A 15,145-nucleotide genomic window follows, 5' to 3' on the forward strand; every position below is an offset into this window, starting at 1 on the left:
TTCTGCTTGCACCGGTCATGTTTCGAGCGTTTCCCTGGCCAGCCGGAGAAGATCGCCGACGGCGAGTCCGTCCAGCGCGTCCGCACTGTCCGCTTCGGACTCTGGCGGCGCGCCCGCCAGCGCGGCCGCGAGGTGGCGGGCCAGTGCGGCCGGGGTGGCGTGGTCGAACAGCACGGTGGCGGGCAGGACCAGGCCGGTCGCCGCGGCCAGCCGGTTGCGGAATTCGACCGCGGTCAGCGACGTGAAGCCCAGGTCGAAGAAGCCCTGCCGCAGCGGCACCGCGGCCTCGGCCGGACGGCCGAGCGCCCGTGCCGCCTCCGCCCGCACCAGATCGGCGATCAGGTGTTCGCGATCGGCCTCCGGCGCCGCAGCCAGCCGCTGGGCCAGCCTGTCGGGCTCGGCTGGGGTCTCCGCCTCCGGGCGGCCCTCGCCCCCGGGCAGGGCTGCGAACAGCCGGGACGGCCGGGCCGCGGTGAAATCCCCGGCGAACACGGCCCAGTCCACGTCGGCCACCACCGCGGTGGGCTCGGCCGCGGCCATCGCCCGCCACAGGGCGGCCACCGCCCGTTCCGGGTCGAGCCGGCCCAGCCCGGGCCTTACGGTCGCCCGCTCCGCCATCCCGGCCCCGGCCCAGGGGCCCCAGGCGAGCGCGGTGGCGGGCAGACCGAGGCCGTGCCGGTGTTCGGCGAGGGCGTCCAGGTAGGCGTTCGCCGCCGCGTAGGCACCCTGGCCCGCGTTGCCGACCGTGCCAGACAGCGAGGAGAACAGGACGAACGTGCGCAGCTCGTCCTCCGCGGTCAGCTCGTGCAGATTCCGCGCTCCCACGGCTTTCGCCGCCAGGACGTGCTCCAGGCTCCGCGGCGTCACGGCATCGAGCAGGCCGTCATCCAGCAGCCCGGCCGCGTGCACGACCGCCTCCAGCGGGCGCTCGGGCGGAATCGTGGCCAGCAGGGCCGCGACCGCGGCCCGGTCGGCCAGGTCGCAGGCGACGACGGTCACTTCGGCTCCGGCCATGTTCAGCTCGTCCACCAGCGCGGCCGCGCCGGGTGCGGCCGGGCCTCGCCGTCCGGCCAGCAGCAGGTGCCCCGTTCCCGCCCGGGCCAGCGATCGGGCCACTTGCGCGCCGAGCGCGCCGGTGCCCCCGGTGATCAGCACGGTGCCGGTCCAGCGCGGCGCGCCGGCAGCGGATGAGGAGTCTGCGACCAGCCGCCGGGCCAGGATTCCAGCGGGCCGCAAGGCCACCTGGTCTTCGCCGCAGCCGGGCACCGCCCGCAACCGGGCCGCGGACCAGTCGTCCAGCCGCGTGGGCAGATCGACCAGGCCGCCCCAGCGATGGGGGTGTTCCAGCGCGGCGACCCGACCCAGCCCCCAGACCGCTGCCTGCCCGGGATTCGCCGGGGTGTCCGAGGCGGTCGCCGCGACCGCACCGGTCGTCGCGCACCACAGCGGCGCGGTGGAGCCCACCTTCCCGAGCGCCTGCATCAGGGCCACCGTGGCGCGCAACCCGGTCTTTTCGTCCAATGCCAGCAACGAAAACACACCATCCACAGTGGACTTATCAGTCAGCAGGGCGGCCATCGCGGCAGGTTCGTCGTCGCCGAGCACCAGCGACCGGACCGGCCCGAGCGCCCGTTCGACGTCCGCGACGAGCGAATCGTCCGCCTTCGCCTCGGGAACGACCAGCAGCCAGGTGCCGGGGTGCTCGTCCCGCGGTTCCACCGGCGTCCAGCGCACCCGGTACTCCCGCTCTTCGGGCGGGCGAATGCGCGCCAGCAGCGACTCCAGCGCCTCCCGGTCGCCGGGCGCGACGTCGTCGAACGCACCGTCGGCCAGCGCACGGCGGAGCCGCTCCAGCCCATCGACCGCCGGATGCGGATCCAGCCAGTAGCGGCTGCGCTGGAACGGATACGTAGGTAACTCGACCGGCCGCGTACCCGTGCCGGCGAAGAACGCCGTCCAGTCGACATCCGCACCACCGGCCCACAGCGCCGCCAGGGCCTTGACGATCCCCGCTTCCGGGTCCTCGGACCCCAACGTGGGCAGGCAGGCGACGTCCTCGCCCGCCAGGCACTCCGCGGCCAACGCGGCGAGACCTTCCCCCGGTCCCAGCTCGATCAGCGTCGCCGCGCCGGAGTCCCGGACCGCCCGCACGCCATCGGCGAAGAGCACCGGCTCCCGCACCTGCCGGGTCCAGTACTGCGGAGTGCACACCAGCCCGGGCGCGAGCAATTCCCCGGTCACCCCGGAGATCAGCGGGATTTCGGGCGGGGCGAACGACACCCGTGCCGCGACCGCGGCGAACTCGGCGAGCATCGGCTCCATCAGCGCGGAGTGGAAGGCGTGGGAGACACGCAGGGAGCGCGTGATCCGGCCACGACCGCGTGCCTCGGCGGCAAGCGCGGCGACGGCCTCGCCAGGCCCGGCGACGACGACTTCGCCGGGGCCGTTGACCGCGGCGACGCTCACCGCGAACTCCTCGGCTAGCAGCCGGATTTCCGCGACCGGTGCGGCAATCCGGCACATCGCACCTCCCGCGGGCAGCTCTCCCATCAGCCGGCCACGGGCCACCACCAGCTCGCACGCGTCCACCAGGCCGAGCACCCCGGCGGCGTGTGCCGCGGCCAACTCGCCGACCGAGTGCCCGAGCAGGACGGCCGGGCGGACACCCCAGTGCTGCAGCAACCGGAACAACGCAGTTTCCACCGCGAAGAGCGCGACCTGGGTGAATTCGGTGCGGTCCAGCAGCCGGGCTTCGGCCGAACCGCGCGGCGCGAAGACCACGTCCCGCAACGGCCTCGGCAGCCGGCCGTCCACTTCGGCACAGACGGCGTCGAACGCGCGGGCGTATGCCTCGAAGCGTTCGTAGAGTGCCCGCCCCATCTCCGCGCGCTGGGCACCTTGGCCGGAGAACAGGAAGGCGAGACCACCGGCACTGCCCCGAATCACCCGGGCGTCACCGGTTCCGGCGGCAAGGGCACGCAGGCCCGCCACTGCCTCGGCGCGGTTCGCGGCCCGCACCACCGCCCGCTGCGGCCACGCCATGCGGGTCGTCGCGAGCGCACTCGCCATGTCCACTATGGACACATGGTCGGCGATCGGAACCAGCTGCCGGGCTTGCGCCCGCAGGGCCTGCTCGTCCCGGCCCGAGACGGGCAGCGGCACGAGCGTCTCCACGTCGGCGGACGGCCGGTCCGCCCGTGGCGCCACATGTTCCAGCACGACGTGCGCGTTGGTGCCGCTGATGCCGAACGAGGACACCGCGGCGCGCCGCGCGCGGCCCGTCTCCGGCCAGGCAACAGGCTTGCGCAGCAACGAAACCGCACCCGCCGACCAGTCCACTTCGGACGTCGGCGCGTCGACGTGCAGGGTCTCGGGCAGCAGGCCTTCGCGCATCGCCAGCACGGTCTTGATCACCCCGGCCACCCCGGCCGCGGCTTGGGTGTGCCCCAGGTTCGACTTCACCGAACCCAGCCACAACGGCACTTCCCGGTCCTGACCGTATGTCGCCAGCAACGCCTGCGCCTCGATCGGATCACCCAACCGCGTACCCGTTCCGTGCGCCTCCACCGTATCGACGTCCGAGGCCGACAAACCCGCATCCGCCAGCGCAGCCCGGATCACCGCCTGCTGCGCCGGACCGTTCGGCGCCGTCAAGCCGTTGGACGCACCGTCGGAATTCACCGCCGAACCCCGCACCAGCGCCAGCACCGGATGCCCGTGGCGGCGCGCGTCGGAAAGGCGTTCGAGCACCAGGACACCGGCGCCTTCACCCCAACCGGTGCCGTCCGCGGCTTCGGCGAACGACTTGCACCGGCCGTCCGGAGCCATCCCGCCCTGACGGCCGAACTCGGCGAAGACGTCCGGCGAGGTCATCACGGTGACCCCGCCCGCCAGCGCCAGCGTGCACTCGCCTGCACGCAGCGCCCGGATCGCCCAGTGCAACGCGACGAGCGAGGAAGAGCACGCGGTGTCCAAGGTGATCGCCGGGCCGGTCAGCCCGAGCGCGTAGGCGATCCGCCCGGAGGCGACGCTGCCCGCGGCGCCGGTGAGCAGGAAACCGCCCTCGGCGTCGGAAACCTCGTGGGCCCGGGGACCGTAGTCGTGGTGGATGAGCCCCGCGAACACCCCGGCCGGGCTGCCGCGCAGCGTCTCCGGCCGGATCCCCGCGCGTTCGAGCGCCTCCCAAGCCACTTCCAGCAGCACTCGCTGCTGCGGGTCCATCGCGACGGCCTCGCGCGGGGAGATGCCGAAAAAGTCCGCGTCGAACAACGCGGCGTCCGGCAGAAACCCGCCTTCGGGCAGGCGGCCGTCCCGCCGCAGGTCCCCGAGTGACCAGCCGCGGTCGACCGGCATCGCGGACAGCGCGTCACGCCCGGTCGCCACCAGCCGCCACAGGTCTTCGGGCGAACGCACGCCGCCGGGGAAGCGGCAGCCCATGCCGACGATCGCGATCGGCTCTCCGGCCGGGGTTTCCGGCGCCGCCACCGCGACTTCGGCGCGGGCCTGCCCGAACAGCTCCGTCCACAGGTACGCGGCCAGCTCGCGCGGGCTCGGCAGGTCGAACGCGATCGTCGCGGGCAGGCGCAGCCCGGTCGCCGCGGCCAACCGGTTGCGCAGTTCCACTGCGGTGAGCGAGTCGATCCCGAGCGCCTTGAAGGCCGCCCCGGCTTCGATCGTGGCCGTCCCGGCGTGCCCCAGGACGAATCCCGCGTGCCCCAGCACCAGTTCGTCCAGCGCTTTGCGCTGCTCGGCCTCGGGACGTCCGGCCAGCTCGGCCAGGGCAGGCGGATCCGCCTGCGCGGCGTGGACGGCCGGCCGCGCCGATGCCGTGCGGAACAGCCCACGCAGCAGCGGAGCGGGCTCGGTCACCGCCTGGGCGGCCGCCAGCCGGGTGGCGACCAGCGCCGCGTCGTCCCGCCGGCTCGCGGCGTCGAACAGGGCCAGCGCGTCCGCGGTGGTCAGCGGCAGCAACCCGGCCCGCGCGTTGCGTCGGACGTCGAGGTCGCCCAGCCGGCCGGTCAGTTCACTGCGCTCCGCCCACAGCCCCCACGCCAGCGAAAGACCGGGCAGTCCGGCCGCCCGGCGCCGCACGGCCAACTCGTCCAGCACGGCGTTGGCCGCGGCGTAATTGGCCTGTCCCGCGGAACCCAGTACCCCGGCCGCGGAGGAAAACAGCACGAACGCGGCAAGATCGGCCTTCGCGGTCAGTTCGTGCAGATGCCACGCACCGTCCACCTTGGCCCGAAGCACCCGATCGAGCCGTTGGGGAGTAAGGGTTTCCAGTATTCCGTCGTCGAGAACACCCGCGGTGTGCACAACCGCGGTGAGCGGGTGAGCGACCGGGATCGCGGCCAAGACGCCGGCGATCTCGTCGCGGCGCGCCACGTCGGCGGCCACGACCCGGACCTGGACGCCGGCCTCGGCGAGCGCTCCGGCCAGTTCGGCGGCCCCCGGCGCATCGGGCCCGCGGCGGCTCAACAACACCAGGTGCCGCACGCCGTGCACGCGGACCAGGTGGCGGGCCAGCAACCCGCCGAGCGTGCCGGTGCCCCCGGTGATCAGCACGGTGCCCGCCGGGTCGAGGGCACGCGGGAGCGTCAGCACGGCCTTGCCGGTCAGCCGCCCGGCCCCCAGCTCGCGAAACGCCGTCGCCGCCCGCCGCACGTCCCAGGTCACCGGCCGGGGCGGGACCAGAGCGCCGCGCCCGGCGAGATCCAGCACCGCGGCCAGCAGCCGGCCGAGCGCCTCCGGCTCGGCATCGGCCAGGACGAAGGCCGAGTACCGCGCTCCGCGGTGATCCCGCGCGATCCGGGCCGGGTCGCGGACGTCTGCACGGCCCAGCTCGACGAACCGGCCGCCCGGCGCGAGCGACCGCAGCGACGCCTCGAGGACGTCCCCGGTCAGGGCGTTGAGCACGACGTCGACACCCCGTCCGCCGGTGCCCGCCCGCACCAGCGCTTCGAACCCGGAGTCGCGGGACGAGGCCAGGTGCCGGTCGTCGAAGCCCGCGGCGCGGAGTACCTCGTGCTTGGCCGGGCTCGCGGTCGCGTAGACCTCCGCGCCGAGGTGACGAGCCAGCTGCACGGCGGCGGCACCGACCCCGCCCGCCGCGGCGTGGATCAGCACTCGTTCCCCGGCGCGCAGCCCGGCCACCTCGACCAGGGCGTGGTAGGCGGTCGCGAACGCGATCGGCACCCCGGCCGCCCGCTCGAACGACCAGTCCGCCGGAATCCTCGCCAGTGCCCGGGCATCGGCGATCACCGACGGCCCGAACGCGTCACCGGCGAACCCGAACACCCGGTCCCCCACCGCGAGATCCGCGACGTCCGGCCCGGTTTCGGTGACCACTCCGGCCAGTTCTCCGCCGGGCCGGGCGTCACCGGGGTACCGGTCGAGCGCGATCAGCACGTCGCGGAAGTTCAGCCCGGCGGCCGCGACGGCGACCCGGACCTGCCCCGGCGTCAGTGCCACGTCGTCGGCTTCGACCAGCGCAAGGCCCTCGAGGTCGCCCTTGCGCACGGCGTCCAGCCGCCAGGGGCCGGCTGGCGGTTCGAGCGCTTCGCCCGACGGGACCAGGTGGGGCGCCAGCACTCGGCCGTCCCGGATCATCAGCTGCGGCTCGCCGCTCGCGATCGCCGCGGCGACGAGCGGGGCCGCCGGATCGCCGTCGACGTCGAGCAGCACGAACCGGCCGGGATGCTCGCACTGGGCCGAGCGCACGAGACCCCGGACCGCCGCGTGGGCGAGGTCGCCGCTGCGCGTGACCAACACCAGCCGGGCCGTGGCCGACCGGGGATCGGCAAGCCAGTCCTGTGCCAGCCGCAAGGCTTCCGCAGTGCACGTTCGCACGGCGTCGCCGACGGCACCCCTCGAAGCCGGAATCTCGACCACGACATCGGCCGTCGTAGCGGTGGCCGACGTCGTGACCTCGACCCAGTCCGTTCGAAGCAGCGCGCCGCGTCCCGTCGGAGCCTCGGTGAACGGCCGCAACACCAACGAACGCAGGGTGAGCACCGGCCGGCCGGTCTCGTCGGCCGCCATCAGGGCCAGCCCGCCCGCGACACCGGAAAGGCGGACCCGCAATGCGGTCGCCCCGGTCGCGTGCAGCCGCATTCCGGCGAACGAAAAGGGCAGGCGCAGGCCGAGTTCGCCGGGCTGACGGAGAAAACTCGCGTGCAGGGCGGCATCGAGCAGCGCCGGGTGCAGCCCGAACCGGGTCGCCTCGGCGTGCCGGGCGGCCGGGAGCCGCACCTCGGTGAAGACCTCGTCCCCGCGCCGCCACGCCGCGTGCACGCCGCGGAAGTCGGGGCCGTACTGGTATCCGGCGGCGGCCAGCCGTGGGTAGAAGCCGTCCAGCCCGATCGGTTCGGCGCCGGGCGGGGGCCACTCGGCGAACATCGCTTCGGCGTCCACAGTGGACACTTCGGCGGTGAGGAGACCGGTCGCGTGGCAGCACCAGTCCTCGCCACCGGCGCGCGCGTGCACGCCGACCGGCCGGGCCCCGGCGGGATCGGCCGCGCCGAGCCGCACTTGGACGTCGCAACCGGCTTCGGGGACTGGCAACGGCGTGTGCAGGGTCAGTTCGTCGAGTCCCCCGAGACCCGCGTGGTCCCCGGCGCGGGTGACGAGTTCGAGCAGCAGCGTCGCCGGCGCGATCGCCTCGCCCGCTACGCGATGCCCGGACAGCCACGGCCACGCCGCCGGGGCTAGCCGGCCGGTCAGCACCGCTTCGTCACCGCCCGCCAGGTCGAGCACCGCGGTCAGCACCGGATGCTCCACTGTGGACCCATCGGCCGTCGTGACGCCGCCGGAAACCAGGCCTTCCGGCCAGAACCGCGTGCGCTGGAACGGGTAACGCGGCAGCGGGAGCAGCTCGCCGCCCGGCACCGCCCACCGCACCGGCACCCCGCCGGTCCACGCCTCACCCAACGAAGTCAGGAACCGCGGGTGGTCCGGTTCGCCGCGGCGCAGCGAGCCGACCACGACGGCCGTGTGCCCCGCGTCCTCCAGGGTCTCCCGGATCCCGGTGGTCAGCACCGGGTGCGGGCCGCATTCGACGAACACGTCGCGGCCCTGCGCGGCGAGTTCGCGGATCACCGGTTCGAAGACGACCGGTTCGCGCAGGTTGCGGTACCAGTACCCGGCATCCAGCTCCGCGGTGTCCAGCGGCGTCCCGGTGACGGTGGAGAAGAACAGGACGCCGTTGCCGGTGCGGGGTTCGATCCCGGCCAGCTCGGTGCGCAGCCGGTCTTCGATCCGGGCCACCTGAGCGGAATGGGACGCGTAGTCGACGTCGATCCGGCGAGCCCGCACCCCCTCCGCGCCGCAGCGGGCGAGCAGTTCCGCGAGCGTCCCGGGCGGACCGGACACGACCACCGACGCGGGGCCGTTGACCGCCGCGACCGCCAGGTCCTCGCCCAGCAACGGCGTGACCTCCTCGACGGGCAGAGCGACCGAGGCCATCCCGCCAGCACCGGAAAGCTCGTCCGCGATCGCCCGGCTGCGCGCCACCACGATCCGGGCACCGTCGGCCAGGGAAAGCCCGCCCGCGACGCATGCCGCGGCCACCTCGCCCTGGGAATGACCGGCCACCACCGCGGGGACCACGCCGTGCGCGCCCCACAGCCGGGCCAGCGCCACCATCACGCCCCACAGCGCGGGCTGGATGACGTCCACACCGGACAGTTCGCCGCCGTCGGCCAGCAGGCGCACCAGCGACCAGCCGGTGAGCGGCTCCAGCGCCGCCGAGCACTCGGCGAGCGCGGCGGCGAAGACGGGCGACGACCTCAGCAGCTCCCGGCCCATCCCCGCCCACTGCGCGCCCTGGCCCGGGAAGACGAACACCGGTTCACGCCGGGCCGGCGCGTGCCCGGTCAGCCCGGCGGGCCCGTCGATCCCGCGCAGCCCCCGCAGCAGCGCGACGCGGTCCGCGCCGACGACCACCGCCCGATACGCCAGCGCCGCGCGGGTCGCCAGGGTGCGCGCGACGTCGGCCGGGTCCGCACCCGAGCTGTCCACAAAGGCCTCAAGATGCCCGGCCATGGCGCGCAGCGCGGGCCGGTCGGCGGCCGAAAGCGGCCACACGAGCACCCCAGGCGAGGATATCGTGGGCGGGGATTGCTCCGTCTGCTCGAGAATCACGTGCGCGTTGGTGCCGGACAGCCCGAACGAGGAGACCCCCGCCCGGCGCGCGCGCCCGGTTTCCGGCCACGGCGTCGATTCGACGAGCAGGGACACCGCGCCGCCGGACCACTCCACCCGCGGGGTCGGTTCGGTGACGTGCAGCGTCGGCGGCAGCAGGTCGTGCCGCAGCGCCAGCACCATCTTGAGCACCCCGCCGATCCCGGCGGCGGCCTGGGCGTGCCCGAAGTTCGACTTCAGCGAGCCGACCAGCAGCGGGTGCGCCCGGTCCGGGCCGTAGGCCGCCAGCAACGCGGCCGCCTCGATCGGGTCGCCCAGCGTGGTGCCCGTGCCGTGCGCCTCCACTGCGTCGACGTCTTCGGCGGACAATCCGGCGTTCGCCAGCGCGTCGGCGATGACCCGCTGCTGGGCCAAGCCGTTCGGCGCGGTGAGGCCGTTGGACGCGCCGTCGGAGTTCACCGCGCTGCCGCGTACCACCGCCAGTATCCGGTGCCCACGGCGTCGCGCGTCCGAAAGACGTTCCAGCAGCACGATACCGGCGCCCTCGGCCCAGCCGGTACCGTCGGCATCGGCCGAGAACGACCGGCACCGGCCGTCGCGGGAAAGCCCGCGCTGGCGGGAAAACTCGACGAAGACCCGAGGCGTCGCCATCAGCGCGACGCCGCCGGCCAGTGCATAGTCGCAGTCGCCGAGCCGCAGGGCCTGTCCCGCCAGGTGCAACGCGACGAGCGAGGACGAGCACGCCGTGTCCACGGTGATCGCGGGACCTTCGAACCCGAAGTGGTAGGCGAGGCGGCCGGACGCGATCGCGCCGGAGGTCCCGGTCTCCAGGAAGCCGCCTCCCGCGTCGGGCTGCGCGGCGAGCAGGGCGGCATAGTCGTGGAACATCAGCCCGGTGAACACCCCGGTCCGGCTGCCGCGCAGCGTCCCGGGATCGACGCCCGCGTCCTCGAACGCCTCCCATGCGGTCTCCAGCAGCAACCGCTGCTGCGGATCCATCGCCAGCGCTTCGCGTGGCGAGATGCCGAAGAAGGCCGCGTCGAAACCGGCGATGTCGGTCAGGAAACCGCCTTCAGCCACCGACATCCGACCCGGCTGCCCGGGTTCGGGGTCGAACAGGCCCGCGATGTCCCAGCCGCGGTCCGCGGGCATCGGCCCCACCGCATCGGTCCCGGACGCGACCAGGTCCCACAGCTGTTCGGGGGTGGCGACTCCGCCCGGGTAGCGACAGGCCATCCCGACAATTGCGATCGGCTCACCGGCGTCCGCACGTGCCGGGGTCCGGGCCGTCGCCCCCGGATCGGCCAGCAGCCGGGCGGCCAGCGCCCGCACGTTCGGGTACTCGAAGATCGCGGTGACCGGCAGCGGCGCGCCCGTGGCGAGGACAAGCCGATTGCGCAACTCGACCGCGGCCACCGAGCCGAGGCCGAGCGCGCCGAAGGGGGTGCGGGCGTCGACCGCGTCCGCAGTGACACCGAGCAGCACTGCGGCTTCGGTGCGGACGAGTCGTTCCAGCTGCCACCGCCGGTCCGCTTCGGTCAGCCCCGTCAGCCTCGCCTGCAGCGCGGCGGGATCGACCGAGACCGCCGGTGCCGCCGCCGGGATCGCGCCGACGTCCAGCAGGAGCCTCGAAGGCAGCTCACCGAGTGCGTGCCGGGCGACCTTGCCGGACGCGGTCCGCGGGATCCGGTCGACCTGGCGGAACCGGTGCGGGACCTTGAACGCGGCGAGGTCACGCCGGGCCGCGGCCAGCAGCGCCGCGGTGTCGATCGGTTCGCCGGGTGCCGCCACCAGGTAGGCCACCGGCACCTGGCCGAGCAGGTCGTCCGGCGCCGCGGCCACGGCCACGTCGGCGAACCCGCCGGCCGCAGTCAGCACCCGCTCGATCTCGGCCGGGTGCATCTTTTCTCCGGCCCGGGTGATCACGTCGCCGCGGCGGCCGCTGATCGAGAAGTAGCCGTCCGCATCCCGGCGGGCCAGGTCGCCGGTGCGGTACCAGCCGTCGTGCAGTGCCGCCGCCGATTCTTCCGGCCGCCCGTGGTACCCGCGCATCAGGTTCGGGCCACGGACCCAGACTTCGCCCTCCTCGTCCGGCCCGGCGTCGTCACCGGTCGAGGGATTCACCAGCCGGACCTTCAGCCCGGGCACCGGCCGCCCGCACGAGCCGGGCGGTCCCGGCGCGTCCGGGGTGTTCGTGGTGATCGCCCCGCAGGTTTCGGTACATCCGTAGCTGTCCAGCAGCGAGACGCCGAAAGTGTCCGAAAAGGATGAACGCAGCTCCGCCGAAGCGGGGGCTCCGGTCACCAAGCAGACACGCAGCCGCCGGGTCTCGCCGAGCCCGCCGCCGTGCGCCGCCAGGAACCGGTACATCGCGGGCACGCCGGCGAGGAAGGTGACCGGCTCGCGGCGCAGGTGCGCAAGCACGTCCTCGGCGGCGAACCCGGGCAGGATCCGCGCGGTAGCACCGGTCGCGGTCACGCCCAGCAAGCACAAGATGTGGGCGAGGCTGTGGAACAGCGGCAGAGGCCATAGCACCAGGTCGTCCTCGCCCAGGCCCATGATCGGGACGTAGCAGGCGGAGACCGACCACAGGCAGGCCCGCGGTGTGGACAGCACGCCCTTGGGGCGCCCGGTGGTCCCGGAGGTGTAGAGCATCCAGGCGACATCGTCGAGACCGAGGTCGTCGCGGGCGGCCCGGTCCGGCTCGGTCCCGGCCAGGGATTCGTAAGCGTGCACACCGTCCGCCGGATCCACGGCGACGACGATCTCCACACCGCCCAGCCGCCGAAGCTGCGGCAGGTGCGCGGCGTCGGTGAGCACAGCCTTGGCCCCGCTGTCGGCGAGGAGATGGGCGAGTTCGGCGTCGCCGCTGCGCGGGTCCGCGGGGACGCCGACAGCATTCGCCCTCGTCACCGCGAAGTAGCTCTCGATCGTTTCGACGCGGTTGCCGAGCAGGATCAGCACCCGGTCGCCCCGCTCGACGCCGAGCGCAGCGAGGTGACCGGCCAGCCGCGCAGTCCGCCGGTCGAGGTCCACATAGGACAGTTCGCGCCGGGCGTCCGCGAACGCGGTCTTGGTCCCGTACACCGCCGCGTTCTCCCGCAGCATCGCCGGCACCGGCCTGATCAGTTCCGCTCGCACGAGCCGTTCCCCCATCCCGCGCCGGCTAGCCGGCCACCCGTTTCACCACGTCGAGCGCGGCCCCCGCACCGTCTTCCGCACCAACCGCGGCGGCCAGGACCTCGGCCCGCCGGCGGTAGCCGGGGTCCGTCACGGCCGCGCGCAGCGCCCCGGCCAGCCGCTCGGCGGTCAGCTTCCGGAACGGCACCGGCCCCGGGCTCACGCCTTGGCGCGTCAGCAGACCGGACCAGAACGGCTGGTCGGCGAAGATCGGCACCGGCACCGCCGGCACGCCCGCCCGCAGCACCGCCCCGGTGGTGCCGTGCCCGCCGTGGCAGACGACCGCGGCCATGCGGGGGAAGAGCCAGTCGTGGGGCACGTCCCCGACGGTCAAGACGTCGTCGCCGGACGCGGTCAGCCCGCTCCAGCCCGCACTGACGATCCCGCGCAGCCCGGCTTGCCGCAGCGCCGCCATCACCAGCGCGCTGACCTTCTCCGGCTCGTCGAGTTCCATGCTGCCGAACCCGACGTACACCGGCGGCGACCCGGCGGCGAGGAAATCGGTCAGCTCCGCCGGCGGGGTCCAGCCCGGATCGCGCCACGGCCACAGGTAGCCGGTGACTTCCAGGCCAGGGCGCCAGTCCGCGGGCCGGCGCAGCAACTGCGGGCTGGTCGGATGCAGCACCGGCCACCGCTGCCGGTCCTGCCGGCGGAACATCGCGTCCACCCTCGGCACCGGCTCGCCGAGCAGGCGCGAGAGATCCCGGGTCACCCCGGCGAACGACAGCCCCCACGCCCGGTTCACCGCGACGGCGCTCATCCGGTTGCCCCAGCGGCCCAGCGAGCCCAGCCCGGACATCGACTGGTGGATGAACTCCCCGGTCGGGGCCAGCGGCTGCAGGTACACCCCTGCGCTGGCGATGCCCAGCGACTCGGCGATCGCGTACGCGCACGCGGCCTCCGGGGAGACCAGCATCAGATCGGCGCCCTCGCGCGCGGCGTCGAGCACGCCTTCATTGATCCGGCGCAGTTTCTCGGTGAACAGGCGGATCACGTGCACCATGCCGAGCGGCCCGGAACCGGCGCGCAGCCAGTGCCGGCCCTCCGCCGAGCGGCCCGTCTCCCGTGGATCGCCGGGCACCGGGCGGAACCCGAGGCCCGCCTGGGCCACCACGTCCGCGAACCGTTCGTGCGTCGCGACCGTCACCTCGTGGCCGTCCGCCACGAGGCGGGCGCCGAGACCGGTGTGCGGCAGGACTTCCCCGGGTGAGCCGGTGACCGCGATCAGGACACGCATGCGGGCTCCCCGAACCAGTGCCGCAGTGCACCGACCAGACTGTCCACAGCGGACGATTCAGGCGAGTCCGCCAGCCAGCACACGTGGCCGTCCGGGCGGACCAGCGCGGCCGCGAAGTCCTGCGGTACGACCGGCCGGATCACCCGGTGGGCGACCCGGTCCCGCCACGGCTCGGCCGCCGAGCCCAACGCGGGCACGGAACCGAAGTCGATCAGCAGCCCTTCGCCTCGTTCGGTGAGCCGCGCGACGCGGCCCGGGCCGTCCGCGCCGGTCACGTCCAGATCCGGCATCCGGCGACCGAGCAACGGATGCGCGGCCTCGTCCGCCGCATGCCGCACCCCGAGCCCCGCGATTTCCTCGGCCAGCGTGCGATTCGCCTCGGGCACGGCGGCCAGCCCGACCAGGACGTCGCGCAACGCGATCAGGTCCTCCTGCATCGGCTGCAGTTCCGCGGGCCCGGCGGCCAGGATGCCCTGGGCCATCAGCAGGCCTTGGGCGCGGGTACCGGCCAGCACCCGCGCGCCGACCGGGTGCCGCTCGGCGTGATAGCTGTCGAGCAGGTGATCCGGTGCCGTCCCGGCCACCGCCGCGGCCAGCTTCCAGCCCAGGTTGAACGCGTCCTGCAGGCCCAGGTTCAGGCCCTGCCCGCCGACCGGGATGTGCACGTGCGCGGCGTCACCGGCGAGAAAGAGCGACCCCCGCCGGTAGTGCGCCGCCTGCCGGACCGAATCGGTGAACCTGCTGCCGCGCAGGAATTCCTTGAACACGACGTCGGTGCCGAAGGAGTCGTCGAGCGCCGCACGCACCTCCTCCTCGGTAACCGGTGCGTCCAGGCCGATCGAGAACTGGGGCAGCCCCATGAACACGATTTGGTAGAGCCCGTCGGAGACCGGGTTCACCGCGGTGAACCCGCCGCCCGGACGCGGGCGCATCGCGCTGGCCACCAGGTCCGACATCGCGTCGTCGGCCGCGATGTCGGACAGGTCGCGCGGCAGGCCGGGCGGCCCCTCCAGCAGGATCACGTCCGCGGTGGCGGCCGGGATCATGCCGGTGCGGCCGGGGAACTCGAACCCGCCGAGCCGGCGGACAGCACTGTGCGCCCCGTCGCAGCCGACCAGGTAGCGGCCGCGCACCCGGCGTTCCCCGTCCGGTGTCGCGAACGTCGCGGTGACACCGTCCCCTTCGGACTCGAGTGCGGTCAGCTCCCAGCCGCGCCGCACGTCGTCACGGAGCCGGTCTTCGAGCACGGCCTCGACCTCGGTCTGCGAAATCGCGACTTGGTAGGGATGACGGGTCTCGCACCGCCGGTAGTCGAGGGTGACCGGGATACCGCCGAAGTGCCCACCGTGGATCCGGCCCGCCCTGGCCAGCAGCGGTTCGAGGAGGCCACGCGCGTCGAGCACCTCGGCCGAGCGCGGCTGGAGGTTCAGCGCCCGCGTCTGCGGGCTCCGCGCGGCGAGGCGGTCGGCGACCACCGGCCGGAGCCCGGCGAGGCCGAGTTCGGCGGCAAGCAACAGCCCGGTCGGCCCCGCCCCGACCACGATCACGTCGGCGTTCTCGATGTCCATTCGGTCTCCCCAAATCGAT

Annotated in this window: 3 protein-coding genes; all 3 read right to left on the reverse strand. The window is 74.1% G+C overall.

Translation table 11 applies throughout. The features are described 5' to 3' along the window. Positions 1 to 15: 15 nt before the first annotated feature. From OG738_RS34555 to OG738_RS34565, 3 genes are read right to left on the reverse strand one after another with little or no spacing between them, the layout of a single operon-like run. Entirely contained in the window at positions 16 to 12,282 is a 12,267-nt protein-coding gene (locus OG738_RS34555) for a type I polyketide synthase (protein ID WP_329047348.1), read from the reverse strand. 25 nt (positions 12,283 to 12,307) lie between these two features. Next, positions 12,308 to 13,558, reverse strand: coding sequence for a glycosyltransferase (locus OG738_RS34560; RefSeq protein ID WP_329047349.1), 1,251 nt, complete (start codon positions 13,556 to 13,558; stop codon positions 12,308 to 12,310). After that, the gene (locus tag OG738_RS34565) at positions 13,546 to 15,126 is read right to left on the reverse strand and encodes an FAD-dependent monooxygenase (RefSeq protein WP_329047350.1); all 1,581 of its coding nucleotides are present in this window, start codon (positions 15,124 to 15,126) and stop codon (positions 13,546 to 13,548) included. Before OG738_RS34565 ends, OG738_RS34560 begins: the two co-directional genes overlap by 13 nt. Between the last annotated feature and the right edge of the window lie 19 nt (positions 15,127 to 15,145).

Source organism: Amycolatopsis sp. NBC_01488, from assembly GCF_036227105.1.
In the GTDB taxonomy this organism is placed as follows: domain Bacteria; phylum Actinomycetota; class Actinomycetes; order Mycobacteriales; family Pseudonocardiaceae; genus Amycolatopsis.

Coding starts and splice junctions, on each gene's coding strand:
- OG738_RS34560 (WP_329047349.1), bottom strand. CDS start 13,558: ATGCGTGTCCTGATCGCGGTCACCGGCTCACCCGGGGAAGTCCTGCCG.
- OG738_RS34565 (WP_329047350.1), bottom strand. CDS start 15,126: ATGGACATCGAGAACGCCGACGTGATCGTGGTCGGGGCGGGGCCGACC.